The organism is Runella defluvii, from assembly GCF_014195535.1.
Taxonomy (GTDB): Bacteria; Bacteroidota; Bacteroidia; order Cytophagales; family Spirosomataceae; genus Runella; species Runella defluvii.
On the sequence record NZ_JACIBY010000012.1, the window covers coordinates 52,848 to 79,669 of the forward strand.

Sequence of the window (26,822 nt, forward strand, 5' to 3'; positions counted from 1 at the left end):
GTTTAGGGAGGCGAAAGTACTAAAAAAAGCCGACGGTTGGTCGGCTTTGGGGAGGTTAATCTAGTTTGGTTACTTTCAAATTTACTTGCTGTGTTGGGGAGGTTATTCGTAGGAAATAAAGCCCCGTTGGCAAGCGCGTAATGTTAAGCTGCTCCGTGTGATTGTCTGTTTCGGCGACAAATTGACTTTTGTGATGCACTCGCCCAGTAACGTCCACCCATTCATACTGAATTTCTTGGTGTTTGGCTTGTTTCACGCTGAGAACGGCGGTGGCAGCGGCTGGATTGGGCGTAATACTAAATAAAGGAGCGTCTGGCGATGAGTCAACGGAACGCCTAGCCGAGGAAGCCCCCATCTTTGATTGAATACGAAACCAGTGTTCTTGGTAAGAAGTGGATGACCCTTGAGGAAACCGTAGCGAAGGGGTTAGGCCCATCCCTTTTTGAGGCCAATAACGAATACTGAGTTTGTACAAACCTGCTGGTAGTCCATCGTCGTAGCGGTTTTGTTTATTTTCGCTTTCTGCATAGAAACCAAAATTAGGGTGGTTTTGGGCGTATAACTCCGAAAAACCGTCTCTATTGGCGTACATAAAATAGGGTACATTATTTTCATGCGTATTGAAAGAAACGGGAATGCCAATCTCTGGAGTCGCTAGCATGTCAAACGAAACCGATCCTTCGCTAGAAACATCACAAATGTCAACGTAAGCTGTCCAAAAACGAGGTTGAGTTTTGTTGGGATTATCGAGATAATAGATGCTAGGGTTTGTTTGTGAGCTAAAGGCCAAAGACGGGCCATTGTCGGGGGTAACAAATTGCGAGTTCCAAGCAGAAAGTGCGACATTTTGCCCCTGTTTGGTTGCACTTTTTGACTGGCCAATGTTGATGAGAACCACCTCAAAAGGTTTCCAAAAAATGGTTTTAACGGGGCTTTCGGCCGATTGAATGGCGCCTGTGCTGCATTTTGCCGTAAAGGTTCGACTAGTTTGCGTGGACGAATGGATGTCGATAAATGGTGCGTTTTCTCCTGTGCTCCAAAGGGTAGCGGAGGTGGGAGGACAACTGGAAGTGAGCCGAATTGTTTGGGATAAACAGACTGTATCTCGTGGGCTTGCCGTGATTGTGGGTGGCGACAGCGATTCATCTTTTACCATCAACGTAAATGCTTTGGCCGTGAATGTTCCAGAACAAGCAGAAGTGACCACCAACCGATACTCACTGCCATTGTCGGCGACAGTTACGTTGGGGAGTGTATAGACAAAGTCGGCATTGGTAGCGGTCGCGATGGTATCAATTTTCAAGTCAGAATAATCACTGTCGTTTAATTTTTTACGCTGCCATTTTATGGCTACAGTACCTGTATAGTTGCGTTTTACAGTTAATGAAACGGTTGTGCTTGGTGTCACAGGATTAGGGGTATTGGCCGTAACGTCCGAAAGAATAATGGGGTTGCTACATTCGGGGTAAGTGGTAAACGAAGCATTATTGTAGCCAATCAATGAAATTCCGCTTTTTAGGTTTTTTAAGCATCCAATTTTGTGACTGTCGAATTGTAAATAAGTAAGTGAAAAGGGCAGGGATGGAAGGCAGGTGATTTTATTAGAAGAACAACGTAAATCGATTAAAGTAGAGGGTAGTGTCGGAATTGTTGAAATTTTATTGTTGATTAAATCTAGCCTTTGTAACCTGTTTGGAAGCGTAGGTAACTGTGTTAAGGAGTTATTACTGATGTATAATTCAGTAATATTATCAGGCAGAGAGGGAATGGATTGTAAAGCATTAGCCCTTACTTCGAGTGTGCGTAAAGTAGAGGGCAATGTGGGTAATGTTTTGAGTAAATTTCCAGAAACATACAGAGACTGAAGAGACGCGAATCCTTCAATGCCAGTTAAATCGGTTATATTGCTGTAGGCTATTGAAAGGGACGTGAGTGATGCGGCAGGTGGCAATAAATAATTACAATCATCGATACAGTTTGAACAATTTCTCCGAATAGCATTGGCAAAGTTTATGTCATGAATAAAAGTACTACAGGCTGATGGCTTAGGAATTATTTCACCTTTTGAGTTGAAAACTTTTAAATTCAAATTTTCACTTGACACACATTTGATTTTTTCTTCATCAATTTTAATTGAAGATACCGAGTTTGGCAAGGGAGAAAGGCAGGTAATAGGGTTGTTAGAAATGTCAATTGATTCCAGATTTGGAAAAAAATGTAAGTCCACAATTTTGGTAATATTCTTTCCTGAAATGGCTAATGATTTTACTTTTTGAGCTTCATTAGTATTTATTCTCATACAATCATCAAAACAGCTCGGACAATTCTCTGCAATGGCTTTTTGTAGATTTGTGTCCGAAATTCCACAAAATGGAAGAAGAGAAGAATTTGCGCTTATGTAAATCCCGTTTACTGAATTTGGCAAACAGTTTATTTTTGTATTATAAATACTGAGATTTCTTAGCTTTTGGGGGAGGAATGGTAAACACTCAAACTGCGGGTTCTGGTCGAGATTAATTATGTTTATCTCGGAAGGTAACTCTGGGAGTTTTGTTAAATTATTATTGCTACTTGATAAATAAGTAAGGCTCTGAGGTAGTTTTGGTAAAGCCGTGAGTGAGTTGTAATTACAAGTAAGATTGGAAATTGAAGATGGTAATTCATCTATTTTTAACATATTGTTTGAAGAACAGTTTAAATAGGTCAGTTTTTTGGGTAAATTATTAAGATTTTTTATTGAATTATAAGATATATTTAAGTAGGTTAAGTTACTTGGAAGTTCTGGAAGAAACGTTAATTTATTGTCATTGCAATATAGAGTTTTAAGTGACTGAAAACCAATGATTCCTATCAAGTCTTTTATGTTGCTATAGCTGATGCTCAAACTCTCAAGTGCTTTGGCGGGCGGTAAAAGGTTGTTGCAATCATCCAAACAAGTAGGGCACTGTCGTTTGATTGCCTGGGCAAAGTTGATATCAGAAATACGTTCTGGACATAATTCAGGAGTCTTTATTAATTGCCCACTTTTATCATACACTTTGAGATTGAGGTTGTGGGCAGGTAAGCAGGTTATTTTTTCAGTATCAATGGTCAATGAAAGAAGGTTTTCGGGTAAAAATGGAATGCAAAAAATATTATTATTGCTTATATTTAATGTCTCAATATTGGGGAAGTTTTCAAGCCCTACTAAACTGTTTATATTTTTGCCTGAAATGTTAAGATTTGTTATTTTTAAAGCTTCCTCATGGTTAATTTCGAAGCATGAGTTGAAGCAATTACTACAAACTTCACGAATCGACAAGATTAAATTTGGATCACCTAAACTGCAAATAGGTAGTGGATTCGTATAATTAGTGCCTAATATAAGATTATCAACTTTATTGGGAAGACATTTGATTTCAGCATTTCCGTATATTTCTAGGTACGTTAATCCTTGGGGTAAAAAAGGTAAACAAGTAATTAGGGGATTTTGACTGCAATTTATAACTTGTAAAGATGAAGGTAGGTCTGGAAGTGAACTTAATTGATTATATCGGACATTAAGTTCAATAAGTGAGTTTGGGAGGTTAGAAATATGGGATATTTGATTGACTGAAACGTCTATTCTTTGTATCAAAATAGGCGAATTGTCGAATTTTGTTAATTTGTTATTTCGTAATATTATTTTTCTTAGATTTTTGGGTAGATTTGGTACCTCGGTAATATTATTTGTGTTAAAATCTGCCTCTTGTAAACTATCTGGTAAATTATCTATACGAGTTAACCTTCCGTTTGTCCAAGTTAATGAACGTAGATTCTTGGGAAGGTTAGGTAATTTTTCTCCTGTACAATTATTGCAGCTTAAATTGGTTAAGGATTTTAATTTTATTAATTCATCTACAGCACTGCTTTGAAAAAGTGATATTTGAGTTAAGGATTGAGAAGGTGGTAAAAGAATATTGCATTCATTAATACAATTATAACAATAGTTTCTTATGGTGTTTGCTAAATAGCTGTCTAAAATTTTGACACATTTTTCAGGAGTAGGTATAAGTTGACCTAGTGAATTATACACTTTTAGCGCTGGCAGTGAATCGGGGATACAAGTAATTTTGTCGGTATCAATGGTTATACTTGTTAGGCTTTTAGGCAGCTTGTGGAGACAAGTGATAGGGTTATTGCTGATGTTTAAAGACTCAAGCGATGTGAATAACTCAATATCTTCAAGCGACGAAATATTCTGTCCAGATAAATTGAGATTTGTGATTTTCTCAATTTCTTCCATTTTTAATTTTAGACATTCATCAAAACAAGAAGGGCATGTTTTTTGGATAGCACTAATAAAGTTGATGTTGGATATTCCACATAGAGGAAGTTCTTTTCCATTGAGATAGATAGTGCTGCCTTTAATTTTATTTGGGATACAACTTATGGGGTTATTAGTAATTGAAATGCTATAAATTGAGTTAGGAAGCAGTGGTAAACACGTAATTGAATTATTATCGCAATAAAGTGATGAAAGTTGAGATGGTAAAGAAGGTAACTTGGTAAGTGAGTTAGATTTGACATCCAGCGTGCTTAATTGAGAAGGAAGAGGAGGGAGTTCAATTAATTGATTATTGTAGGCTATAAGTGAGTTCAGATTGGATAATGACGCAGGTAATGTACGAAGGAGGTTATTACTACAAACTAGGAGTGTAAGTGTTGAGGGGAGTTTTGGTAAAAAGGTAATTAAATTATTGTTACAATATAACTCTCTAAGAGCAGCGGGTAAACTGTCAATTTTAGTAAGCTTGTTTTGTGCCAATTGCAGATATTGAAGGTTTGGGGGAAGATTAGGCAGTGACGTGATTTTATTGTTCTGAACATCAAGACGTAACAAGGAATTTGGCAGATTATCAGGTAAACTTTCTAGTTGAGCATAGCGACATGAGAGGTTCTGTAGGGACTTGAAATGTTCAATTCCGCTAAGTGAGTTAGTCGGAAGCCCATCAAGTTCAAGATAAGTTAAAGTGAAAGCATAGGGAGTTAAATTATTACAATTGTCAAAACAAGCCGAACACCTGCTCTTAATTGCGGTGAGTAAAACGGGATTGCTTAACGTCACACAAATCCCCATCCCTTCCGTAAGATTTCCCCTCGCATTATAAACCTTCAAGCCTGAAACGACTGTGGGTAAGCAGTTAATTTTATCGGTATCTAAGTACAAAACAGACAGAGAACTGGGTAAGGCTGGCAAACAGCTGATTTGATTCTCCTGACAGTACAAAGTCGTGAGGCTGTTTGGTAGAGTGGGTAATTGGGTGAGTTTGTTGGATAAACAAAACAATGTTTTAAGACCCACAGGCAAGGCATTTGGCAGGGCCGCCAACTGATTGTTGGAACAGGTGAGCGATGTTAGCGTGTTGGGGAGTTCGGGTAAGTTGGTAAGCTGGTTGTTGTTGCAGGCTAAGGCCGTTAGGGTAGTGGGAAGATTGGGCAAAAATGGTAGCTGATTGTAGCTGCAAGATAGGGTGGTCAAACCCGCAGGTAAAGTTGGTAAACTCGTGATTTGGTTGACATCGCACTGGAGGGTCGTCAGGGTGGACGGGAGGGTGGGTAATTGGGTAAGTTTGTTACTGTGGCAATTCAGTGATTTTAACGACGTAAACCCACCAATCCCAGTTAAGTCACTAATTCCTTTGTTAGAAATGTCCAAAGACGTTAGGCTCGTTGCGGGGAAAAGCAGCTTGTTGGCGCCGTCAATACAAGTTGGACATACCTCTCGAATGGCTCCTGCAAAGGCATTGTCGGTAATGGTTTGGGCTTGCGTAGGAAGCGTTCCCAAAACGCTCGTCAAAACTAAAAAAAGCCATTTGCAAACGTTTGATGCAGTTAATGAAGGTAAAATAGGTTTCATGGCAAGGATATTTTCAGTAGATTTACTCGGAATAGCAAGCAATTCTAACTCACAAATTCTAGATAAACAAGTTAAAACCTGATTTTTTCGTTAACCTAAACTTTACTCTTCATCATGCTTCATCGTTTTATTTTTCCAACCCTTATTGGTTTTTTAGTACAATCGTTCGCTTTTGCCCAAAATTTCTCAACGGAAGAAGTTGCCAAGTTGCAACAGCAAGCCAACCAAATCACCATCGTCAAAGACAAGTGGGGAGTGCCTCACGTATATACGAAAACCGACGCCGACGCCGTGTTTGGGATGATGTACGTTCAGTGCGAAGAGTTTTTTGCTAAAGTAGAAAACTCATTGATCGTTAGACTTGGACGACAAGCAGAAGTGAACGGGGAGTCGGATTTGTACCAAGATTTATGGGCAAGGACGTTTATTGACCCTACCAAAGCGCTTCAACTGTACCATCGCTCGCCCAAATGGTTACGCAAATTGTGCGATGCCTACGCCGCTGGGATTAATTTTTATTTGATTTCCCATCCCCAAATAAAGCCTAGGTTACTGACGCGCGTTGAGCCTTGGATGGCATTGATGAACAACATCCCTTCCATTGCCAACAGTAACTTGACCGAGGCTGAATTTCGGACATTTTACGGGAAAGACGCCAGCGTTTCATTGGCTTCTGTAAATCCATCGCTCGAACATGACTTTCAGCAAGCGGGTGGGTCAAATGGCTGGGCGATTGCGCCTTCACGGACACAAAACAAAAACGCTATTTTACTCATCAACCCCCACTCCGAGTTTTATGGCCGTATCGAAATCCACCTCGTTAGCGAAGAAGGACTTAATTCTTACGGAGCTCCATTTTTGGGGCAGTTTAATATTTTTCAGGGATTTAACGAACATTTGGGCTGGATGCACCCTGTGACGCTGTCGGATGGGAAAGACCTGTATGCCGAGGCCGTAACCCGAAAAGGAAATGGCTATGTTTATCAGTACGAGGGTAAATCGAAAGCAGTTGATAGTTCAAAAGTAACGCTGAAGTACAAAAAAGGAGAGGAGTTGTTGTCAAAAACATTTACTATTTACCATACTCACCACGGCCCAGTGGTGGCAGTACGCAATAAAAAGTGGATAAGTCTCAAATCCCAAGAGTCGAATATTGATTTGTTGGCAGTAAACTGGCAAAAAATGAAGGCAAAAAATCTGACGCAATTTACCAAGGTGCTCAACAAATGCGTGATGGTGGGGAATAACATTGTTTATGCCGACCGCGATGGAAACATTGGCTACTGGCATGGCAATTTTGTGCCAAAACGTAACCCTTCCTACGATTGGAAACGCCAAGTGGACGGCAGTACGAGAGATACCGAATGGCAAGGAACGCACGCATTGGAGGAATTGCCACATTACATCAATCCTGCCAACGGCTGGGTACAAAACTGTAATTCCACGCCTTTGTATGCCGCAGGGAAGTTTGATTCGGTTATGAATCAAAAGCCACTTTATATGCTTCCTGACGGAAATACGCCAAGAGCAGTCAATGCCGTTCGGGTGTTAAGTCAGCTTCAAAATGCGACCTTAGACGACGTAATTAAAGCCGCTCACGACCCTTATTTGCCAAATGCTGCTCGTTTTATTCCTCCGCTGATTTCCTCTTTCGAGAAGGTGAAAAATGATACGGTTTTTGCTTCTTTGGCAGGGGTAATCAAAACGTTGAGCGCTTGGGATTATCGTACGGATACTTCCTCCGTAGCAACGACCTTGGCCGTATTATGGACAGAACGATTGGTTCAAATAAACGTGGCCAAATTACCAAGACCCATCACGAATGAAGAACAATACTCCGTAACCAACGGCTCCAATTTGTCGGTTGATTTTTTGTCGCCTGCCGAACAAGTGAAGATGCTTAGTCAGGTAGTGATGGATTTGCGGAAAGACTTTGGTACTTGGGAGGTTTCCTGGGGAAAAATCAATCGTTTTCAGCGTCCAGCGGAGGGGAAACCTTTTAGTGATACAGAAAAAAGCTGGGCAGTACCTGCTACACCTGGGTACATGGGCTCGCTCAATGCGTATGTGAGTCGGAAATCACCCCAAACCAAGGCCCGTTATGGCGTCACAGGTAATACGTTTGTGGCAGCAGTTGAATTTGGTAAAACATTGAAAGCCAAAACTGTGCTGACAGGTGGAGCTAGTACCGACTCGACTTCGATTCACTATACCGACCAAGTCAATGGATATATCCATGCGCAGTTTAAGGAAATCTTTTTTTATAAAAAGGATGTTTTGGCAAATGCCGAACGAACCTATAAACCTGGAGAATAATGTTTTTTATGAACCATATAAGACATATAAGAGCATAAAAGGTCTTCTTATAATCCTTTAAATGTCTTATATGGTTCAAGAAAATAAAAAACAGCAATCGTCGGCAAAAAGCCTAAACATGTCCCCCAAAATGCGTTATCCGCAGAATCTTTCTGGCAAACCATTACTTTTTGCATCATTTTTGCGTTATCTTTAAACGTATTCTTCGTACAAGGAGTTATTTTACTATTGACTAAACACCAGCCAATAAAAAAATCGAGTTTATGACAACCCCAACCCTTTCCGTACTGCTGGAGCGCATTGGTGAGTACAAACGGAAATTTTACCTCAATCAGCTCATCAAAGGCGTCATCTTTGCAGCCGCTTTTGTTTTGTCAGCCTATCTGTTTGTCAACACGTTAGAGTACTTTGGGCGATTTAGTTCGGGCGTACGTGCGGCGCTTTTTTATGGATTTATTGGCATTTTGGGCTATGCCCTTGTGCGCTGGGTAGCCATCCCTATTTTTCATTTGTGGGGGTTGCGTAAATCACTGTCGGACGAAGAAGCCGCCAACCAAATCGGAAGCTTTTTTCCCGAAATTGGCGATAAACTTGTCAATACCCTCCAGCTTCGCGGCTTGTCGGGACAGCAAACCGACTTGATTGAAGCCAGTATTCAGCAGAAATCAAAGCAATTGATGATTGTTCGGTTTTCGGATGCTATCAAAATCGAGCAAAACCGCCGTTACCTCAAATATGCGGTTTATCCATTGGCCGCAATTGCGTTGGTTTTGGCCATTAATCCCCGCTTTTTTGCAAGCAGTTCTGACCGTATCATTCACTTTGAAAAAGAATTTAACGACGCTCCTTTTACTTTTCAATTAGATAATCCAAATCTGAAAGCGTTTCGTAATGAGGATTTTACGCTTCGGTTGTCGTTGGCAGGTGGGGCTTTGCCAGAAGCTGTGTATGTAGTGCACAACAAGGCAAAGTTTAAACTTGATGCCGAAGACAACAATACGTATTCTTATACCTTCAAAAACGTGCAACGTCCGATTGATTTTCAATTTGAGGCAGCGGGTTATAAGTCAAAAGAGTATGAATTGACCGTGGCCGAACGCCCAAGTTTGCTTTCTTTTGATGTTACGTTAAATTATCCTGCGTATTTGGGAAAACCTGCTGAACAGTTAAGCAACGTGGGGAATTTGACGATTCCTGAAGGGACAACCATTAGCTGGGATTTTAATACGGATGCCACCAAAGACATGTCATTGGCTTTTGAAGGTGATCAAAAAGCCTATACGGCCGAGAGCAAACTGACGGGGGGCTACGAGTTTAAACGCACGGTGCGCCGCTCGGGAAATTACGAAATCAAACTCAAAAACGATGATTCGCAAAACCGCGAGAAAATAAGCTATTTCCTCAATGTCATCAACGACAAGCACCCAACATTGACCCTTGAGAATTACCAAGATACGACCCTGTATAATTATTTTGTGTTGGGAGGAAATATAGCCGACGACTACGGGTTTTCTAACCTGCGGGTCTTTTATAATTTGCGCCGCAAAACCGATAAAACCGACCCTAAAAAAGTGGCTTACAAAGGATTTAGTATTCCTTTTAATAAATCTACGACGAGCCAAACGTTCTATTTTCAGTGGTATGTTGATAGCCTTCGCCTGACACCTGGCGACCGCATCGAATACTACGTTCAGGTGTGGGACAACGACGGCGTAAACGGGCCTAAATCCGCTAAGTCGCGCATGATTGATTTTGCCGTTCCGTCGAAAGAAGAGGTGCGGGCTGAAGCCGAAAAATCGGCCGAAAAAACTGAGGCCCAAATCAACAAAACCCTTCAAAAAGCAAAGAGCTTACAAAAAGAAATCGAAAAGCTCGACCAGCGTTTGAAGAGCGAAAAAGAGTTGGATTTTAAGGACAAAAAACAAATTGAAGACTTGTTGAAAAAACGCGATGAACTGCAAAACGATATGAAAAGTATGCAGGAACAAGCGCAAACTTCGCAAGAAAAGCAAGATAGATTTTCGGAGCAAAGTCCTGAGATGAAGCAAAAAATGGAACAGTTGCAAAAACTGATGAAGGAATTGCTCGACCCAGAAACGCAAAAATTGTACGAACAACTTGAAAAATTACTGGATCAACAACAGCGCGATGACAAAATGCAGGAGTTGATGAACAAGCTGAAAAACAAGGAGTTCAACGCGCAAAAGGAAATTGAAAAAGCCCTTGAGATGTTCAAACAAATGCAGGTGCAGCAAAAAGCCGAGCAAATTCAGAAGGATTTGAACGAAATGGCGGAAAAAGAAGAAAAACTTGCCGAAAAAGCCGAGCAGTTGGCCAAAGAACAAGAGCAGAAAGAGAAAGACCAAAAGGGCAAAGACCAACAAAATAAAGACGGTCAAAACAAAGAACAGGAGCAGAAACAAGAAGAGCTCAAAAAAGAACAGGAAGAGTTGAACAAGGAGTTTGATGAGACCAAAAAAGACATCGAAGAACTAGAAAAACTCAATGAAGAGCTAGACGATAAAAATGACATTGATATGGGGAAAGAAGACCAAAAGGATGTCGATCAGGAACAAGACAACAGCTCGAAACAGTTGCAGCAAAAGCAAAACAAGAGCGCCTCTAAATCGCAGAAAAATGCGGCGAAGTCGATGAGAAAAATGGCGCAGAAAATGCAGGAGTCGATGGAAAGCGCTGAAATGGAAGCGATGGACGAAAACATTGACAACCTCCGCGATATTCTCGAAAACCTCATTCATTTGTCGTTTGACCAAGAACGCGTAATGAAAGATTTTCGCGGCGTAGGGCTGCAAGACCCTCGTTTTGTGAAATTGGCACAAGACCAACTCAAGCTACAGGACGACGCCAAGGTGATTGAAGATAGCCTCTACGCGTTGGCAAAACGGGTGATGCAAATTCAGACGTTTGTCACCCGCGAGCTGAACGACATGAAGTTTCACATGACCGAAAGTACGCGTTTTATTCGCGAACGCCGTCTGAATATGGCCACCAGCAAGCAGCAATTTGCCATGACGTCGATGAATAATTTGTCGTTGATGTTGAGCCAAACCCTCCAACAAATGCAAGCTGCTATGATGGCTATGAGTATGCCAGGGAAAGGTAGCAAAAAAGGAAAAGGGAAGAATCCAGGGCAAAGCATGGGTGATTTACAAAAGCAACTAAACCAGCGGATTCAGCAACTTCAGAAAAACCAACAAGGTGGCCAAGGTGGCATGGGAGGGCGCCAAATGTCGGAACAGTTGGCTAAAATGGCGGCTGAACAAGCCATGATTCGTCAGATGATGAAAGAACTGATGGATTCGCAGAAGGGGACAGAAGCTGGTAAAAAGCTGGGAAATGAAGTCAAAGATTTGATGCAAAAAATGGATGAAACCGAAACCGATTTGGTGAATAAACGGGTGAATCCTAATTTGATAAAACGCCAAGAGGAGATTGTGACGCGGTTGTTGGAGTCAGAAAAAGCGCTCCGTCAGCAAGAAGAAGACAACCAGCGGAAATCGGAAACGGCCAAGCCTCAACCCAAAACACCGCCTGCGGCTTTTGAACAATACGTCAAAGAAAAGCAACGCCAAACGGAGTTGTTGCGCACGGTGCCGCCAAGTTTTGCACCTTTCTACAAACGAGAAGCCGACAATTACTTCCGAAAAACGGGAGGGAAGTAAGGATAAAAGTACTGATACATGAAAAAAGGCGGGTTAACCCGCCTTTTTTCATGTATTCCAATTGCAAACACTTACACTTATTTATTTCAATACGCCTATTTGTCAGCGCGAGTCGTATTCTTTACTTCTGTTTTTGTGGAAGAAGGCGCAATAACTGTTGATTTGGCTACTGCAACGTTTTCTACGACAACGGCTGGAATCTCTACGTTTACATCCTGCGTTGGAAGCATTGAGATTAAGCGCAAATCATTCTTAGAGAACAATACAGTTGACGTAGGCTCTGTGAAGTTATCGTGTGTTGGCAAAGATGCCATCAATTGTTCGGCAATCTGTGTTTGGGTGCGGAGGCTTTTGCCATCTTGTGCCTCTGCAAAATGTCCAAGTGTCGAAACACTTAAAACAAGGGCAATCATAATAGATTTCATAGTGGTACTCTGTTTAAAATTAACGATTTAGCAATCTGCTTTTGGCTGTTGTGGTGTATCAGAGATGTTGTTGTTCTGATGACAATGCAAATGTGCAGCCTTTTTTTGGGTTGAAGAATTGAAAATGGATAAGTGGATTATTTTAAGGGATGAGCGGTTGGTGAAATTTTAAAAAACAGAATAATATTCTTAAAATATACCAATTATACGCAATTGAATATAAATAGTTAAATGAAAAATAAATAAAATACAATTTAAAACAAAATAAAATTTTGTTTATTATATAGTATTATTCCGCGACGATTGAACTTTGGTAAGATGACAGGTAGGTGCTGTAGAAGAAAAATAGATAAATCATTGTTTTTGTGATACTTATACTTATTTTCACCGTCGTAAGTGCAAATTCTCCTTTTCACCACCAATCCCCTCATTACGTACTATGTCTTCAGGTGTCAAAACGCTTGCTTGGATTCTGCTTGTTGGCTGGATAGGTGGGGCTACCTACTGGCACGTTTGTAAAATCAAACTCCTGTGTGATGGTCCCTCAACTATGACTACAGCTCCCACTTATGTGAATCCCCCGCTGTCTATTGTTGATGGCGCCCAGCTCAACCTAAGTTCGCCGCTGAATTTCGGTTTTAAGAAATCGGTAGCCGATCCCAACTACGCCAATGTGAAGAAAGAGCTAGATTCGTTGGCTGCTTACCTCAAAGCAAACCCAGGTCGGAAACTGACCGTCACGGGCTTGTATGCGTCCATTGAGCAAAACAACACGACTTTTCCCGACTTGGGATTCGCCCGGGCTGATGCGCTCAAGAAGTACCTTGTTGATGCAGGTGTGCCAGCAGCGCAGCTCCAAACGGCAAGTAGGTTGATTGATTTGCAGTTTAGCATTGATGATTCTACGCATGGAATGGAATTTGGTTTTGATAGCCTTGCCCTTCCAAAATCAGAAGAAGCGCTGGCCGCCGCCGAAAAATATGAGGATGTTTTTAAACCAATGGATTTGTATTTCAAAACGGGAAGTTCTGATTACATCCATACACCCGACAATGAGAAGTTTTTGGACGAAGCTAAAAAATACCTAGCTACGCACAAAGATAAAAAGCTGTCGTTGACGGGGCATACCGATAACGTGGGGGCTGACGATAAAAACTTGGCACTTTCGGGCAAACGTGCCGCGGGTGTGAAGTCAGCTTTTGTGAAATTTGGCATCGCTGCCGACCAACTATCGACCGAAGCCAAAGGAGAAACGCAACCCAAGGCATCCAATGATACTCCCGAAGGCCGCAAAGCCAATCGACGTGTAAGTATTGTGGTTCAATAAACATTTACTCATTCAAATTTGACTTCTATGTACGGACATTTTAATCCTTTTGAACAAACAGGTGCGTGGTGGCAGCATATACTCATGGTTGTGATAGCGGCGGTGTTGGGGTACATTATTGGCTATATCACCAAAAAAAGCGAAGCAGAAAGCCTAGAGGCAGAACTAGCTTCTTTGGATGCGTCAGTGGATGATTGCCAAAAAACGCAAGTGATTTCAGTAGCGCCTGCACCTGTCAAGGTCGAGACTGCAACGGTGGTACCTGTCGCAGCAGCAATTGCACCCGTGGTTGTTCCTGCGCCCGTTGTCGTTCCTGACGATTTAAAAATTGTGGAAGGCATTGGGCCAAAAATTGAGGAATTACTCAATAATGAGGGTATTCTGACTTTTGCCCAACTTGCAACGACCTCCCCAGAACGTATCAAAGAAATATTGGTGGCTGGAGGCTCGCGTTTTCAAATGCACGATCCAACTACTTGGCCTGAGCAATCGGCATTGGCCCGCGACGGCAAGTTTGAGGAATTGAAAACGTGGCAAGACGAACTCAACAAAGGCCGCAAGGGATAATGGTTTTACTTTCAAACAGACTTTTACCATGATTATATTACAAGTAACTCCTTTAAGTCAAAATTTTTGGGTCGCAGGTTTAGAAGCAATTGCACTACTTGCGTTGGCTGCTTACATTGGTTGGTGGCTAGGACAGCGAACCTTTGCCGTCAAAATAGAAGGTTTACACGCTGATATTGACGCAAAACGCATCGCGTTAGACGATTGTAAAAAGTCAAAAGTGTTGGTCAAGGTAGCACAACCACCCGTTGAAGTTCCAGTAGCTCCTGCGCCACTGGCGGTGGCGGCCCTTGCTCCCGAACCCGTTGTGCCTGTCGTGCCCGATGATTTAAAAATTGTAGAAGGTATTGGGCCGAAAATCGAAGGGCTACTCAACAACGAGGGCATTGTTACCTTTGCCCAACTTGCTGCCACTGCCCCTGAGCGCATCAAAGAAATATTGGACGCCGCAGGGCCCCGCTTCCAAATGCACGACCCAACTACTTGGCCAAAACAATCGGCCATGGCGCGCGACGGCAAATGGGATGAGCTAAAGGCTTGGCAAGAAGAGCTGAATAAAGGTAGATTGGAATAAATAATCCAAACGCTCCGCTCTAAAATTTTACACAATTAAAAGAAAGCCCCTTTTTGGGGCTTTTTTATTACCGTTTAATAAATCGACATACCGCTAACTAAGTTTAACATCCAGTTTAGGCAGCATTCAAGCTAGTTTTGATGAGTACATCGCGTACTAATCAGGTAATTAGGTTTTTTTCAATACTTTAAACTGTGATTGTTATGAAAATCCTTCCTGTTGTCAGAGGTGGCATCGGCCTCTTTTTTCTGCTTTTTTCTTCTTCCAATTTTCTGAGTTGTGCTTGTTTGGATGCGACCGTAGGCGAACCTGCCGAAACGGTTTCTGGCCAAGTAGTGGTCAATGTAACGGGGCTTGAACAGCTTTCAACCAGTGGCGAAAAAAAATACGTTACGGTGAGCTATTCAGGGAATCTAGAAAACAGTGATTCAAAATTTGGCGAGACGGCTTTTAGCGTCAATCGCTCTTACGAAATCAAAGCGGGGAGTGTACATCCCAATCCTTCCATTACCCGAGTTGCCCTGAAATACGGGACGTGGACTGTGCGGGTTCAGGCCGACAGTTGGTCGAGCCAATGTAGCTGCAAAATGGACGATAAACACAGTCCAAGGTTCGTTTTTACCTATCCAAACTCCCAAGGAGTGTGCCAGTAGCGTACGCATTAACCTTTTGTTTTACACCTAAACTTTCATGTTATGAAGTCAACCCAATTCGATGTGTCGTATCGACAACTCAAGGTTATGCTTTGGGGAATGTCGTTTATTTTATGCCTATTTCCTCTAAAAATGGGCCGTGCCATGGCCGATGCCGATGTGGATGTAAAAATCCCGATTGAAGAACTTCAGCGTTTGATTCAGCAACTCGAAGACGTTACGCAAGGGCTAACGGGGCAGTTGGGGATTGAGCTACGGCGAACGGTAGATGAGCTGAATGATAAAATTACGCAGCAAATTAGCAACATCAAAGATGCCTCCATCGACGTCTTGAAGGCGGCCTCTGCCGAGATTCGCGCCATTATTCAAACCCTCACCCAAGAAGCTCGAAAACTGCTGGCGGAGGTCAATCAAATGGTACGCGATGCCGTCAAATGCCTTGACGAGGTCTTGGCAAAACGGATTGCACAAATCAAAGATACCATGATTGAGCTCATTGATAAAACCTCGGTCGTCATCCAACAAACGATTGACAGAGTGCGCATTGGGGCCGTTGAAATTATTGACCAAGGTACAAATAGTGTGGTGGTTGTGCTTGACAAAACCCTCGAAAATGCCATACGTATCGGGTTATTGGTGGCTATTTTTATTTTACTTTTTTGGATGGTGCGTACCCTGTACAAACAAAACATCAATCGGATGCAAACCCACCAAAAAATAGTGATGGGGTTTGTAACAGTGGTAATGATCGGGATGGGCACGGTGCTGCTGTCAAGTTCGGCCATGGCCAAAATCGCAGGAAAAGAGATTAAAATCCCCAAATGGGAAAAGTACTGCGAAGATGGCGACGCTTATTATGCCCAATTCGTGACCCAAAAAAACAACGGAGCAAGCACTGCCGATTTGCATATTATTGGCATGAAAGCCCTCGAAGCCCTTGACATGTGCCGCGTAGCCACGGTCAGTGCCGAAGTAGCGCGAAGTAAGCAAATGGCTATCAACGAGATTTCGGTGATTCTTTATCCACCCGCACCCACGCCCGAAACGATTCCAACGTCAGACCCGCTGGTGGCAGATTGTAAACCAAGTAGCCCGTCGGGGCCAAAAAAGCCATTTTACCCAGGTTGGTATTCTAAGTATGATTTTTTGAAAATAGCCACCTTGGCGAAAATGCAAGAGGAGAAAAAAATCAACGTGAAGGACATTTACGTGCGCGTTTCACCTCAATTGATGACCGTTTCGCCAGCCCAAGTTGAAAAAACGTACAAGCAAAAAATTTCGACCTACACAAAAGTGTCTCCACAATCGCTTGAAGTGCAGCGGGTTACTCCACTGATGTTTAAATACAATGGTGCTTTGCAAAAAATAAACTCCCAACGTTAACGCTCTAAAATTATGCCAGGTCCAGCTGTCCATCACTTGGTTTCGGATGAAGTGGCTAAACGCATAGACGCCCTTCATCTGACTCCCGACGCCGCAAAATTACTAGCTGATTTTGCCCCGTATTTACATTTTGGTGCCCAAGGCCCCGATCCTTTGTTTTTCAACACCAAAGATTTGAGTCCCGAACTACGCACACTCGTCAGGTTGTATTTTGACGCGGTGGATTTTATGGAAGAATTCAAAAAAGAAATTTTGAAAATCATTCCCCCTGAATTAATTGAGGCTGTAGAAACCCTCGAAGCGGTTTGGGATAACGTCGCGGCACGTTCCTCGACCATCACCGAAATCCAACAACTTTTGGGCGAGTCGCAGGCATTGCTGGGGCTGTTACAATCGACTTTACAACAAGCGGCGATTAAGTATTTGACCGACACGGTCAATGTTTTTAATCAGCTTAAACACCCGATTCAGGACGTGGGACAACCCCATGATAGTTGGTGGTGGTTCGATACGCTGCATTATCGGCGCACGGGACAGTTTGCTCAAACCCTGCTCAAAAATGCGACACCTGGCACAGCCGAACACGCTTACGCCATTGGTTATTTGACCCACTTTGCAGCGGATACGGTGGGGCATCCGTTTGTCAATATCATGTCGGGAGGGCCGTACCGAACCCACGCCCAGCGCCACAAATTTGTGGAGAATCACCAAGATACCTACGCTTTTAAGGAAATGCGCTCGGGAGAAGAGTTTGTAGAAAGTAACCTTTGGAAAGACTACGTGATGGGGAGTGAAACAAAGCTGCCCGATGGGGTGAGAAACCTCATTTTGAAAAGTATCAAAGAAGTCTATTTCAAAAATAACGACTCGCAATATGGGGCTGAAATGACCGAGGAAGACCTCGATGATGTGTATCGAATGTGGCTAAAATGGTTTAAAAATACGACGCAAAGTGGGGAGTTGCCTCCGCCAGTGCCTTATTCGTTTACGGCCGAAATTGCGGAAGTTTGGGAAACGTTTACCGACAACGTAGGTGACATTGGTGACATGGTGTCGGGTGCCGCTCCAGGTGATTTTAGCTTGGCGTCTATTCTAGAGTTTTTAGCGGCATTGGTACTTGGTGGAGCGTTGTTGGCGGCGGCATTGATTGACTTTTTGGCGGGTGCTATCACTACTCTGGGCGCAGCCCCCATCCGATTTTTGATTTCTCTGGCCTACGAAAGCCTCTACCATGCCTTCATGAATTTCTATCAAGGAGTGGTGCTGAACGGCCTTGCTTTTCCTACCAAAGCACAGTTGGGGCATTATTTGTCAAAACATACGGTAGCGAGTTATTTACCCGACAACATGGGACAAACCGCCAATAGTTTGCTTGCAATGTATCCCACGCGATTTTTTGAGGTGGAAGGTTTGGAGCAAGATTGCCACTTGGTGTATCCTGTACCAGCGCTTGCCAAGCTCGAACCCGATGCCACGACGGGCGCGCCGAGTAGCTACTACAAGGCCACCAATTTGCATTATATTCAAGGACAAATCAAATTTGAAAAGGAGATTTATAAAGAACTGAAGGAGTTTAGGGACAAAATTGCACCCACTGATACCCCCTCCGACATTCAGATTCGGTTTGACCGCATGGAGCGAAAAGTGGTAGGAGACACGCTCGGGAATGCCATTGATTTTTCGGTTTTTCTGTACCGTGAGTTCCTAAGTGGTGAAAAGATTCCTGATTTTAATTTGGACGGAGATAGGGGAGTGGGGTATTTGTGCTGGCGCAAAGTTAAGGACGATACGGCGCTCAACGACCCTGCTGCGCCGACGGTGGCAGTGTTGCCCAGTGAAACGGTGAAGCACGTTCAGACCGACATCATCAGTCCAAATTCTTCTACTATTCTCTAAACCAAACTTCTTATGGACACCCTTAAATTTATTCGTGAGCGTCGTCAAAAGGCCAAGAAAAACATAGAAATTTTTCAGAATAGCCGTGATTTTAAAGAAATGCGTCAGCACGAAAAGCGCCCGCCCAAGCCCTATCGTGATAAAACATTTTTGTACATCAAAGGGTATGATTCGGATACGGGCAACCGCCCCATGCCCAGTGGTACGGTGTTTTGGATGAGCCCCGATATTGAAATTTTTGACGGAACAACGCCCATTGCCAATAACCAGTTGGTAGCAGGAAAAAACTACCAAATTGCCGTTACCGTTCGGAACGGTGGTGATTTGCCCTGTTATTCGTGCCACGTTGAACTCTTTATCTGCAATCCATCCTTGGGTTTTGATCCCATACACGGCACATTATTGGGCGTACAAACGGCACAAGTGCAAGCCCAAGGCGATACTACCCTTTCGTTCCCAATTGTGGCAACCTCCACCATGATTGGGCATCGGTGTCTTTTTGCAAGGGTGTTTAGTTTTGTCAATAATGATTTGCCCAGTTCAGCTACTACTTTTCCTGTGGTAGAAGATAGGCACATTGGTCAGCAAAATCTGAACATTATTCAGCAAAATAATTTTGTTAAAGTGCTGATGACAAACGAGTTTGCGGCTCAGAAAAACTTTCAAGTTAAAGTGGTACCGCGTAAAATGGACGTCATTAAAGGCACGCGAATACCGCAGCTTCGGAGACTAATCTCGCCCCTTCAGGCTGTAGTTCTCCCCGAATTTTCAATTAAACCCTTAAAAGTAAACGCAGGAATTGAGATAAATAGAATGCGAGCAACTACCCCAAACCGTGCCTTATTGGTAAGAAATCCCGCTTTAGAGGTTGCTAACTTGGCCGTTTTGGCTCCTGTGCGAAAAAATTTGTGGGATTTTAAATTGGAGAAAGGTACAAGAGAGCTAGAGGTGGCGATTCCTGATTTTAAACTTAAAAACAACGAAGCCGTAGTGGTCGATATTGAACTAACAGATGCTGACCAAAACAAGGTGGTGGGTGGAATTCGTTTTGTAGTGACGGCTTAGGTTAATTTCCCCAACCCTTTTTAATAGTGAGGTTGGGGAAATTTTATTTACTCAAAAAAAGGAACGCCTTTGGGGGCGTATTTTCGCATTCCTTCTTCGTTGATGTCAACGCCAATGCCAGGTTTTTCTGAAAGTGGAATGTAGCCGTCCTTCACCATGGGGCCGTCGAACGTGACAATTTCCTTAAACATCGGGTCTTCGTGGAAGTAAATTTGCCATTCCAAAATGAGGAAATTGGGCACGGTTGCGCACACGTGAGAAGCCGCCATTGCTCCCAAATACGACGCTACCATGTGCGGCGCAAAAGGGACGTAATAGAGGTTTGACAGGTTGGCAATCCGCTGGCCTTCGCCGAGTCCGCCTGCTTTTTGCAAATCGGGCATGACGATGTCAACCGCTCCTAATTCCAATAATTTACGAAAACCGTGGGCTAAATAGTGGTTTTCTCCCGCACAAATGGGCGTTTGGGTTGAATCGCGGACAATTTTATAGGCTTCAGGATTGTCGGCGGGAAAGGGCTCTTCCAAAAACAATAGCTTCAAAGGCTCCATCATTTTGGCTACACGTTTGCCCGTTGTGGTGTCATATCGTCCGTGCATATCAACACAAATATCGACCTTAGGGCCTACTGCTTCCCGAACGGCAGCGATTTGGTTGTACATCCGTTCGAGTTCGCCATTGCTGGCCGTCCAGTTGTACGAATCAAATTTATTGGGGTCGTTGCGTTCGTCAATGTCAAATTTTACGGCCGTAAAACCCATTTTTGCGGCATTTTTGGCCGCTTTGGCAAAATCATCGGGTGTGGGGCCGCTGGTACGGTAGGCACCTGTATCGCAGTAAACGCGAATTTTATCCCGAAACTTTCCGCCTAACAACTGATACACAGGAAGTCCGAGGGCTTTGCCTGTGAGGTCCCAAAGCGCCGTTTCGACGGCAGAAAGTACCGCAATGTACATGCCCGCTTGTGACCCTTCAAAATAGCCCGAACGACGAATGTCCTCAAAAAGTCGGTGTACGTTGAGTGGGCTTTTTCCCTTGATACGGTCGCCCATCATTTTGACCAAGTGGTACGTCCCTGGGGTTGCGTCAACGCCTTCGCCGCAGCCGTAAATTCCTTGGTTGGTATAAATCTTCACAAACAAGCTGTGCCCGCCACGAATAAATCCGCATTTGATGTCAGTGATTTTTAGGTCTGAAGGGGCCGACGAAAGGGGTGTCCGTTCGATGGCGGTTTCCAGTCCTTGTCCAAAACTTTGGAGGGTCGATAAGCCAAGCGCCGCCGAAATAGCGCCCTTGGTTAAAAAGTTACGGCGTGATGTCATGAGGTACTGATGAGGTTTATGTAAACTGATAGGTAATGTTGCAACTGAAGTCGGGGAGGCTACCACGTCCGTTTTTTGAGGTATTCCTGAATTTGCTCTTTGGGAACGGGCAATTCGTTGATGTGGGCGTTCAACCATTGCGAAAAGTCCTTTTCAATTTCGTCAGACCAGCGGTTGTCAATTTGCCCAGGGGTATATTTTTGTTGACGGAGACGTTCGTGCCCAAACATGTCACGCAGACGAACAATTTCGGAAACCGTAACTACTTTTTCGGCCAAATGAGGGGGTATAAAAGTGACAGCACCATCGCGACCAAGTACAATATCGCCTGGTATCACCATGACTTTTCCGATGCGGGTTGGGCGGTTGATGGCCACGAGGGTCGTATTTAAGTCACCGTCAGGGTTGTTGAGGTGATGCGAAGGGTGGTAGCTCCGAAAAAAAGAGGTAAATCCACCAATTTCTTTTAGCCCTGCAATGTCACGGATAGCACCTTCATAAACAATTCCATTGCCCGTTTTGGCATAAATAGAATTTCCCAAATTGTCACCAATCGTCGGGCCGTTTTCGTGGGCACCTAGCTGGTCAACCACGTACACGTCTCCTCTGACGAGCATGTCAATCGGCCAGGCGTTTTGAGATTTGATACGTCCGTCTTTTTCGTGCCCTTTTTTGTCAATAACCCGATGAACATCAGGGCGTCCAGGCATAAAAGTAGCCGTAAGCGCCCGTCCAATCAGCACGCTATCGGGATTAATACATTGCCAACCTTCGGCGTATTGATAGCGAAAGTTTTCACCTTTCATAACGGCCCAAGCTTCTTCGTGGGTAACCAAACGCATTCGTTTTAAAATGGCATCGGGCACTTTGGGGCGGCCATCGGCAAAGCGTTCGCCTTTCCATTCGGGGGTGAGAAACAGGAGCTCTTCTTTGGAAATTTGTTGGGCAAAAGCAGGAAAATAAAGGCAACTGCATAGCAGTAGCACCTTACAAAGGGATACGAATTTCATGATTACTGATGATGGTTAAGGTTACGAATCTACGACTATAAAAGAAGGGTTATAGTTCAACTTACTTTATCCGTATAGGATGAATGTGAAACAAAAAAGCTAGGTTTAGATTGCCCAATCTTTAGCCATGCTTCTGTATTTAACTGCTACGAAACTATTCACCCCCCAAAAAAGGTTTTGGGAGAAACACAGATTCAACCATGACGACGGAAAATATACTTTTTTCACCCCTGAAAATAAAGGGAATTACCCTCAAAAATAGAATTGTAATGTCGCCCATGTGCCAGTACTCAGCCACCGATGGTTTTGCGGATGATTGGCATTTGGTTCATTTGGGCAGCCGCGCGGTAGGCGGTACGGGCCTGATTATCACGGAAGCAATGGCCGTGTCCCCTGAAGGGCGCATTTCGGCGGGCGATTTGGGAATTTGGTCAGATGACCACATCGAACCCCTTCGTCGGATTAATCGCTTTATTCATAGCCAAGGAGCAATGTCAGGTGTACAACTGGCCCACGCGGGCTACAAAGCAAGTTCGGCAGTGCCTTGGAACGGTGGGCGCTACGTTTCGGTAGAAAATGGGGGTTGGGTACCTGTTTCACCCAGTGCGACCTTGTTGAGCGACCATCAAACGTACTCGCAAGAATTATCAACTCCCGACATTGAAAAGGTAATTTTGGATTTTAAAAAAGCGACCCAACGGGCGCTAGAGGCAGGGTTTGATGTCATTGAAATTCACGCGGCGCATGGGTATTTATTGAACGAGTTTTTATCTCCCGTGGCCAATCACCGTACCGACGAATACGGTGGTAGTTTTGAAAACCGAGTACGGTTATTGCTCCAAGTGGTAGAGGCTGTGAAAGAAATAATTACGTCCGAAACACCCCTTTTTGTGCGCATTTCGGCCACCGATTGGCGGGAAGATGGCTGGACGGCTGATGATTCGGTGCGATTGGCGCATTTGTTGAAGGACGCAGGAGTGGACCTCATTGACTGCTCAACGGGTGGTTTTGTTGCTCCTTCCGCGATTCCCATTGCCCCCAATTACCAAGTACCATTTGCCGAACAGATTAAAGCTGAAACGGGAATTAAAACGGGAGCAGTAGGGCTAATTACGTCGGCAGAACAAGCCAATGAAATCCTTCAAACGGGCAAAGCCGATTTGATTTTTTTGGCACGAGAAATTTTGAGAAACCCTTATTTTGCCCAAAATGCCGCGTATGAGCTAGGAGAGGACGTAGAAGTGCCTGTTCAATATTTGAGAGGAAAACGGAGCTAGATTGGATAGCGCTTTTGCGTGAAGTGTCCATTCACGCAAAGGCGCGAAGTTGAAAAGAATTGTCATTTGCTAGTTTGTCATTTTGTGAAATTCTCTAAAATCAATGCCAAAAAATACCCAAAAAAAAGCGCTCAATTTTTTTGAAAAACAAGAGTTTAACAAAGCTTTGCCCCTTTTTGAAGAAGTTGCAGCAAACGATAATCGTGCTGAAAACTGGTTTAATGTGGCCACTTGTGCCGTTATGGCGCGGCAACTTCCCCAAGGACAAGAAGCATTGGCCAAAGCCACGACTTTGGCAGACAAAGAATCAAACCCCGATGGCCTTTCGGTTGGAATGATGCACTTTTATTTTATGTGCGCTTTGCGAGATAGTGGTTTTGTGGAGGAGGGTATGAAAGAATTGGAGGGGTTTCGGGAGGGCTACTCTTCCTTGAAAATTACGGATGACATGTTTTTGAGTATTCGTGGTTTGCCTTCCCTTCAACAATTTTTGGCAATGGGGGTAGGTCTGCTTAAAATGCAGACGAAGGTGCTGCCGCAAGAATGGTTAGCCCAATTTGGAACTACCCTCGATGCCGAAGGACAAGCCGAGATTGCGGCCTTTGTAAAAGAGCAATTCTAAACTAGCTGGGTCTTTGCGACGCTGCGTACTCAAAATTGTTGTCCTAAAGTGGAATTTTGAGCGTGACACGCGTGCCCAAGCTTTGCCCTAGTTCATCTAGTAAATCGTCGTAATGCATCAATTCTTGGGAGTTTAAGGACGAACTTAAAAGCCTAAGCCGCTCGGAAGTGGCAGCCGTTGAAAACGATTCGTGCGAAGCGAATCGTTTTTGTTTTATTTCTGCTGATTTTGCCCTTCCGACACCGTTATCCTCTACTACGCAAATGATATGTTCTTCCGTTTCGTCCATCGAAAACATGATTGACAACCGTTTGTCGCCATTTTTATGCAACAATCCGTGTTTGATGCTATTTTCAACGAAGGGCTGAATCAACATGGGCGGAAGTTGGTGATAATCTTCATCTAATTGATTATCGAGTGAAATTTTGTAGCTGAAACCTTCCGAAAAGCGCATTTTTTCGAGTTCAAGATATTTCGTAAGAAGCTCAATTTCGGTGGCCAGCGTGATGCGTTTTTTTCCTGAAATACTTAAAATTTGGCGAGTAAGGTAGGTAAAATTCCCCATTTGCTCATTGGCAAGGGTTTTGTCACCGTACATAAACTGTTCTTGAATGCTATTGAGGGCATTGAACATAAAGTGGGGATTCATCTGGCTTTTTAGGGCTTTCAGTTCGCTTTCGGTCGCTTTTTGTTCAATTTCAATGCGGCGTTGCGCTTCTTCGAGTTGGGTGGTGAGGAGTTCGTTTTGTTTTTGGGTTTTAAAACGCATAAACAACGCGTAGGCCAAAATACTTCCAATCAGTAAGAACGCCAGAATGGTATAAATAATGGCCGTTTTTCTTCCCGATTCAAGCTCCGAAATTTGTTTTTGTTGAGCCAACGATTTGATTTCGCTGTCCTTTTTTTCGGTTTCGTATTTGGTATTAAGTTCTTGGATGGTTTTGTTTTTCTCCGAACTAAATGCGCTGTCTTTCAGGATACTATATTTTTCTAAATGCTCGAAAGCGGCTTTAAATTGATTGGTTTGGGCGAATCCTTTTTGCATTGCAAAATAAATATCTCGAAGCGCCTCATTGTCCTGATTTTGAAGGGCAATGGCCTTGGCTTGTTGCAAAAACGTTAGCCCTTTGGTAGAATTACCAAGCGCAGAGTAGGTTTTACCTATGTTATTGAGGTTTTTCCCCCTGACAAAATCAACGCGGTGTTTTTCTATTTCAATCTTGGCTTTTTCAAAATAATCAAGGGCTTTGGGGTATTGTTTTAACTCAAAATAGGTTTTGCCAAGGTTGTCGAGCGTAAGCGCAAGTCCAAAACCGATGTTCAATTTTTGACAAATAGCAAGAACCTCGTTGTAGGTTTGAATCGCTTTGGGGTATTGTTTTAATTGAAAGTAAGAATTGGCCAAATTAGTCAAAATAGCCGCTCTATTTTGGGTAAAGACTTGCCCATTTTTGAGTAAAAGTTGGTCACATTCGTTCAATAATTTGATGGATTTTTGGTCTTCAAAATTATGAGAAAAAACGTTAGCCAAATTACTTTTTCCGATGACAATATTTGAGTAATCGTTCCTTTTTTCGGCGATTCGGAGCGCTTGGAGGTAAAAATTTATCGCTTTGTCGTTGAGGGTACGGCTAAAATAGTAATTCCCCAAGCAGTTTAGCGACCGAATTTTTCCCAACTCATAACCCAATTTATTGGACAACTGGTTGGCTTCTGTCGCCATTTTTAACACCAAGGTATCGGCCCGAAAAGTGGCAGCTACACAAGCGTCCACGAGCAATTCTACCCGAACACTGTCTTGAGGGCTGTGTTTTTTAATATCAACGAGCAGTTGTTCGTACGTTTTCTGACCCCAAAGGCTTTGGGTCATGAGTACCAAAAGAACGAGAATAGAGGGTTTCATTATTGGAAGCTATTGTTAAACGCGAATACCAGCAATAAAATCATCAAACTCTTTGACTTTTTCGCGGGCAATGGGCACACTCAAACCGTTCTCAAATTCGACAGAAGCACCGTCTTTTTTGTTGTATTTTCTAATTTGGTGCGTATTGATTAAAAAAGAGCGGTGAATTCGATAAAAGCGCGCGTCGTTACTGAGCAATTCATCAAATTCCTTGATTTTTTTACTCACCAATGTCTTTCCGTTTTTGGTGACGACGTGGGTGTAGGAGCCATCGGCTTCAAAAAAGAAAATATCCTCCAATTGCACAAAAACAAGACTGTCTGACATCGGAAGGGCTATTTTTTGAAGGGTAGTAACGCTTAAATTCTCTCGTAACGTTTGGAAGCGTTGCGGCAATTGAGGCTGTCCAATGAGCTTGGTTGCTTTCTCAACGGCGGCTACAAGTTTTGAAATGCTAACGGGTTTGAGAATGTAATCCACGGCCGAAACTTCAAATGCCTGGAGTGCATATTCCGAATAAGCCGTACAAAAAATAACCTGAAAAGTAGGCTGATTGAAGTAGTCAAACAAGGCGAAACCGTTTTCTTCGGGCATTTCGATGTCCAAAAATACCACATCTACGGCGTGTTTATTAACCAATTTGACGGCCGATTTTACGTCGGCGGCCTCTTCAAGTACGCGTACAGCAGGGCAGTGTTCCGAAAGAATTTGTCGAAGCAATGAACGCGCAGAGGGTTCATCATCGACAATAATTGCATTGACGAGCATAGGTAGGGGATGAAACGAACGGCTAAAGATACTTCATGTTTTGGTATATTTTAAAAAATCGCATCTCTGTTTTTGGGTTTATGAATTGAAATAAACAGTTGGTGGATGGTAGCCTACGTTTCGTGAACTGGGCAAAAGCAGCGGAGTTCTTCC

Annotated in this window: 17 protein-coding genes; 11 read left to right on the forward strand and 6 right to left on the reverse strand. The window is 43.3% G+C overall.

Going from position 1 to position 26,822, the window contains the following annotated elements:
- Window positions 1-55: 55 nt before the first annotated feature.
- The gene (locus tag FHS57_RS23120) at window positions 56-5,878 is read right to left on the reverse strand and encodes a leucine-rich repeat domain-containing protein (protein ID WP_183977827.1); all 5,823 of its coding nucleotides are present in this window, start codon (window positions 5,876-5,878) and stop codon (window positions 56-58) included.
- A 114-nt stretch (window positions 5,879-5,992) separates the two neighbouring features.
- On the opposite strand from FHS57_RS23120, the gene FHS57_RS23125 reads away from it, so the two are divergent.
- Both FHS57_RS23125 and FHS57_RS23130 read left to right on the forward strand, forming a co-directional pair.
- On the forward strand, window positions 5,993-8,194 hold the full coding sequence (locus FHS57_RS23125) for a penicillin acylase family protein (protein WP_183977829.1): 2,202 nt from the start codon (window positions 5,993-5,995) through the stop codon (window positions 8,192-8,194).
- A gap of 263 nt (window positions 8,195-8,457) precedes the next feature.
- Entirely contained in the window at window positions 8,458-11,877 is a 3,420-nt protein-coding gene (locus FHS57_RS23130) for a DUF4175 family protein (RefSeq protein ID WP_183977831.1), read from the forward strand.
- Between the two features lie 95 nt (window positions 11,878-11,972).
- Here FHS57_RS23130 and FHS57_RS23135 read toward each other — a convergent pair whose 3' ends face one another.
- A complete protein-coding gene (locus tag FHS57_RS23135; RefSeq protein ID WP_183977833.1) occupies window positions 11,973-12,302 on the reverse strand; it encodes a hypothetical protein in 330 nt (109 codons plus the stop codon).
- Window positions 12,303-12,741: 439 nt separating this feature from the next.
- Here FHS57_RS23135 and FHS57_RS23140 point away from each other — a divergent pair, with 439 nt between their 5' ends.
- The 7 genes from FHS57_RS23140 to FHS57_RS23170 all read left to right on the forward strand — a co-directional run bounded on the left by FHS57_RS23140 (window position 12,742) and on the right by FHS57_RS23170 (window position 19,767).
- Window positions 12,742-13,629: an OmpA family protein gene (locus FHS57_RS23140; protein ID WP_183977835.1), complete on the forward strand. Its 888-nt coding sequence runs from the start codon at window positions 12,742-12,744 to the stop codon at window positions 13,627-13,629.
- Between the two features lie 27 nt (window positions 13,630-13,656).
- The gene (locus FHS57_RS23145; protein ID WP_183977837.1) at window positions 13,657-14,196 is read left to right on the forward strand and encodes a helix-hairpin-helix domain-containing protein; all 540 of its coding nucleotides are present in this window, start codon (window positions 13,657-13,659) and stop codon (window positions 14,194-14,196) included.
- Between the two features lie 28 nt (window positions 14,197-14,224).
- Complete coding sequence (locus FHS57_RS23150) at window positions 14,225-14,770, forward strand: helix-hairpin-helix domain-containing protein (protein WP_183977839.1); 546 nt, start codon at window positions 14,225-14,227, stop codon at window positions 14,768-14,770.
- 203 nt (window positions 14,771-14,973) lie between these two features.
- Complete coding sequence (locus tag FHS57_RS23155) at window positions 14,974-15,423, forward strand: hypothetical protein (RefSeq protein ID WP_183977841.1); 450 nt, start codon at window positions 14,974-14,976, stop codon at window positions 15,421-15,423.
- Between the two features lie 42 nt (window positions 15,424-15,465).
- On the forward strand, window positions 15,466-16,806 hold the full coding sequence (locus tag FHS57_RS23160; protein ID WP_183977843.1) for a hypothetical protein: 1,341 nt from the start codon (window positions 15,466-15,468) through the stop codon (window positions 16,804-16,806).
- Between the two features lie 12 nt (window positions 16,807-16,818).
- Window positions 16,819-18,702, forward strand: a complete 1,884-nt coding sequence (locus FHS57_RS23165) for a zinc dependent phospholipase C family protein (RefSeq protein WP_183977845.1) — start codon at window positions 16,819-16,821, stop codon at window positions 18,700-18,702.
- Between the two features lie 12 nt (window positions 18,703-18,714).
- Window positions 18,715-19,767 carry a hypothetical protein gene (locus FHS57_RS23170; protein WP_183977847.1) on the forward strand — a complete coding sequence of 351 codons (1,053 nt, stop codon included), beginning with the start codon at window positions 18,715-18,717 and terminating at the stop codon, window positions 19,765-19,767.
- 47 nt (window positions 19,768-19,814) lie between these two features.
- Here FHS57_RS23170 and FHS57_RS23175 read toward each other — a convergent pair whose 3' ends face one another.
- Window positions 19,815-21,089 carry a mandelate racemase/muconate lactonizing enzyme family protein gene (locus FHS57_RS23175; protein WP_122930953.1) on the reverse strand — a complete coding sequence of 425 codons (1,275 nt, stop codon included), beginning with the start codon at window positions 21,087-21,089 and terminating at the stop codon, window positions 19,815-19,817.
- A 59-nt stretch (window positions 21,090-21,148) separates the two neighbouring features.
- Complete coding sequence (locus tag FHS57_RS23180; protein WP_183977849.1) at window positions 21,149-22,099, reverse strand: RraA family protein; 951 nt, start codon at window positions 22,097-22,099, stop codon at window positions 21,149-21,151.
- 200 nt (window positions 22,100-22,299) lie between these two features.
- On the opposite strand from FHS57_RS23180, the gene namA reads away from it, so the two are divergent.
- Window positions 22,300-23,376: an NADPH dehydrogenase NamA gene (gene namA / locus FHS57_RS23185; RefSeq protein WP_183977851.1), complete on the forward strand. Its 1,077-nt coding sequence runs from the start codon at window positions 22,300-22,302 to the stop codon at window positions 23,374-23,376.
- Between the two features lie 103 nt (window positions 23,377-23,479).
- A complete protein-coding gene (locus FHS57_RS23190) occupies window positions 23,480-23,998 on the forward strand; it encodes a hypothetical protein (protein ID WP_183977853.1) in 519 nt (172 codons plus the stop codon).
- A gap of 43 nt (window positions 23,999-24,041) precedes the next feature.
- Here FHS57_RS23190 and FHS57_RS23195 read toward each other — a convergent pair whose 3' ends face one another.
- Both FHS57_RS23195 and FHS57_RS23200 read right to left on the reverse strand, forming a co-directional pair.
- On the reverse strand, window positions 24,042-25,901 hold the full coding sequence (locus FHS57_RS23195) for a tetratricopeptide repeat-containing sensor histidine kinase (RefSeq protein ID WP_183977855.1): 1,860 nt from the start codon (window positions 25,899-25,901) through the stop codon (window positions 24,042-24,044).
- A gap of 15 nt (window positions 25,902-25,916) precedes the next feature.
- Entirely contained in the window at window positions 25,917-26,669 is a 753-nt protein-coding gene (locus FHS57_RS23200) for a LytR/AlgR family response regulator transcription factor (RefSeq protein ID WP_183977857.1), read from the reverse strand.
- Window positions 26,670-26,822 lie beyond the last annotated feature (153 nt).

Excerpts from the sequence above, each read along its gene's own strand:
- FHS57_RS23130 (WP_183977831.1), top strand. The coding sequence starts at position 8,458 with ATGACAACCCCAACCCTTTCCGTACTGCTGGAGCGCATTGGTGAGTAC.
- namA (WP_183977851.1), top strand. The coding sequence starts at position 22,300 with ATGACGACGGAAAATATACTTTTTTCACCCCTGAAAATAAAGGGAATT.
- FHS57_RS23120 (WP_183977827.1), bottom strand. The coding sequence starts at position 5,878 with ATGAAACCTATTTTACCTTCATTAACTGCATCAAACGTTTGCAAATGG.
- FHS57_RS23190 (WP_183977853.1), top strand. The coding sequence starts at position 23,480 with ATGCCAAAAAATACCCAAAAAAAAGCGCTCAATTTTTTTGAAAAACAA.
- FHS57_RS23125 (WP_183977829.1), top strand. The coding sequence starts at position 5,993 with ATGCTTCATCGTTTTATTTTTCCAACCCTTATTGGTTTTTTAGTACAA.
- FHS57_RS23165 (WP_183977845.1), top strand. The coding sequence starts at position 16,819 with ATGCCAGGTCCAGCTGTCCATCACTTGGTTTCGGATGAAGTGGCTAAA.
- FHS57_RS23200 (WP_183977857.1), bottom strand. The coding sequence starts at position 26,669 with ATGCTCGTCAATGCAATTATTGTCGATGATGAACCCTCTGCGCGTTCA.
- FHS57_RS23170 (WP_183977847.1), top strand. The coding sequence starts at position 18,715 with ATGGACACCCTTAAATTTATTCGTGAGCGTCGTCAAAAGGCCAAGAAA.
- FHS57_RS23155 (WP_183977841.1), top strand. The coding sequence starts at position 14,974 with ATGAAAATCCTTCCTGTTGTCAGAGGTGGCATCGGCCTCTTTTTTCTG.
- FHS57_RS23145 (WP_183977837.1), top strand. The coding sequence starts at position 13,657 with ATGTACGGACATTTTAATCCTTTTGAACAAACAGGTGCGTGGTGGCAG.
- FHS57_RS23140 (WP_183977835.1), top strand. The coding sequence starts at position 12,742 with ATGTCTTCAGGTGTCAAAACGCTTGCTTGGATTCTGCTTGTTGGCTGG.
- FHS57_RS23150 (WP_183977839.1), top strand. The coding sequence starts at position 14,225 with ATGATTATATTACAAGTAACTCCTTTAAGTCAAAATTTTTGGGTCGCA.
- FHS57_RS23175 (WP_122930953.1), bottom strand. The coding sequence starts at position 21,089 with ATGACATCACGCCGTAACTTTTTAACCAAGGGCGCTATTTCGGCGGCG.
- FHS57_RS23180 (WP_183977849.1), bottom strand. The coding sequence starts at position 22,099 with ATGAAATTCGTATCCCTTTGTAAGGTGCTACTGCTATGCAGTTGCCTT.
- FHS57_RS23195 (WP_183977855.1), bottom strand. The coding sequence starts at position 25,901 with ATGAAACCCTCTATTCTCGTTCTTTTGGTACTCATGACCCAAAGCCTT.
- FHS57_RS23135 (WP_183977833.1), bottom strand. The coding sequence starts at position 12,302 with ATGAAATCTATTATGATTGCCCTTGTTTTAAGTGTTTCGACACTTGGA.
- FHS57_RS23160 (WP_183977843.1), top strand. The coding sequence starts at position 15,466 with ATGAAGTCAACCCAATTCGATGTGTCGTATCGACAACTCAAGGTTATG.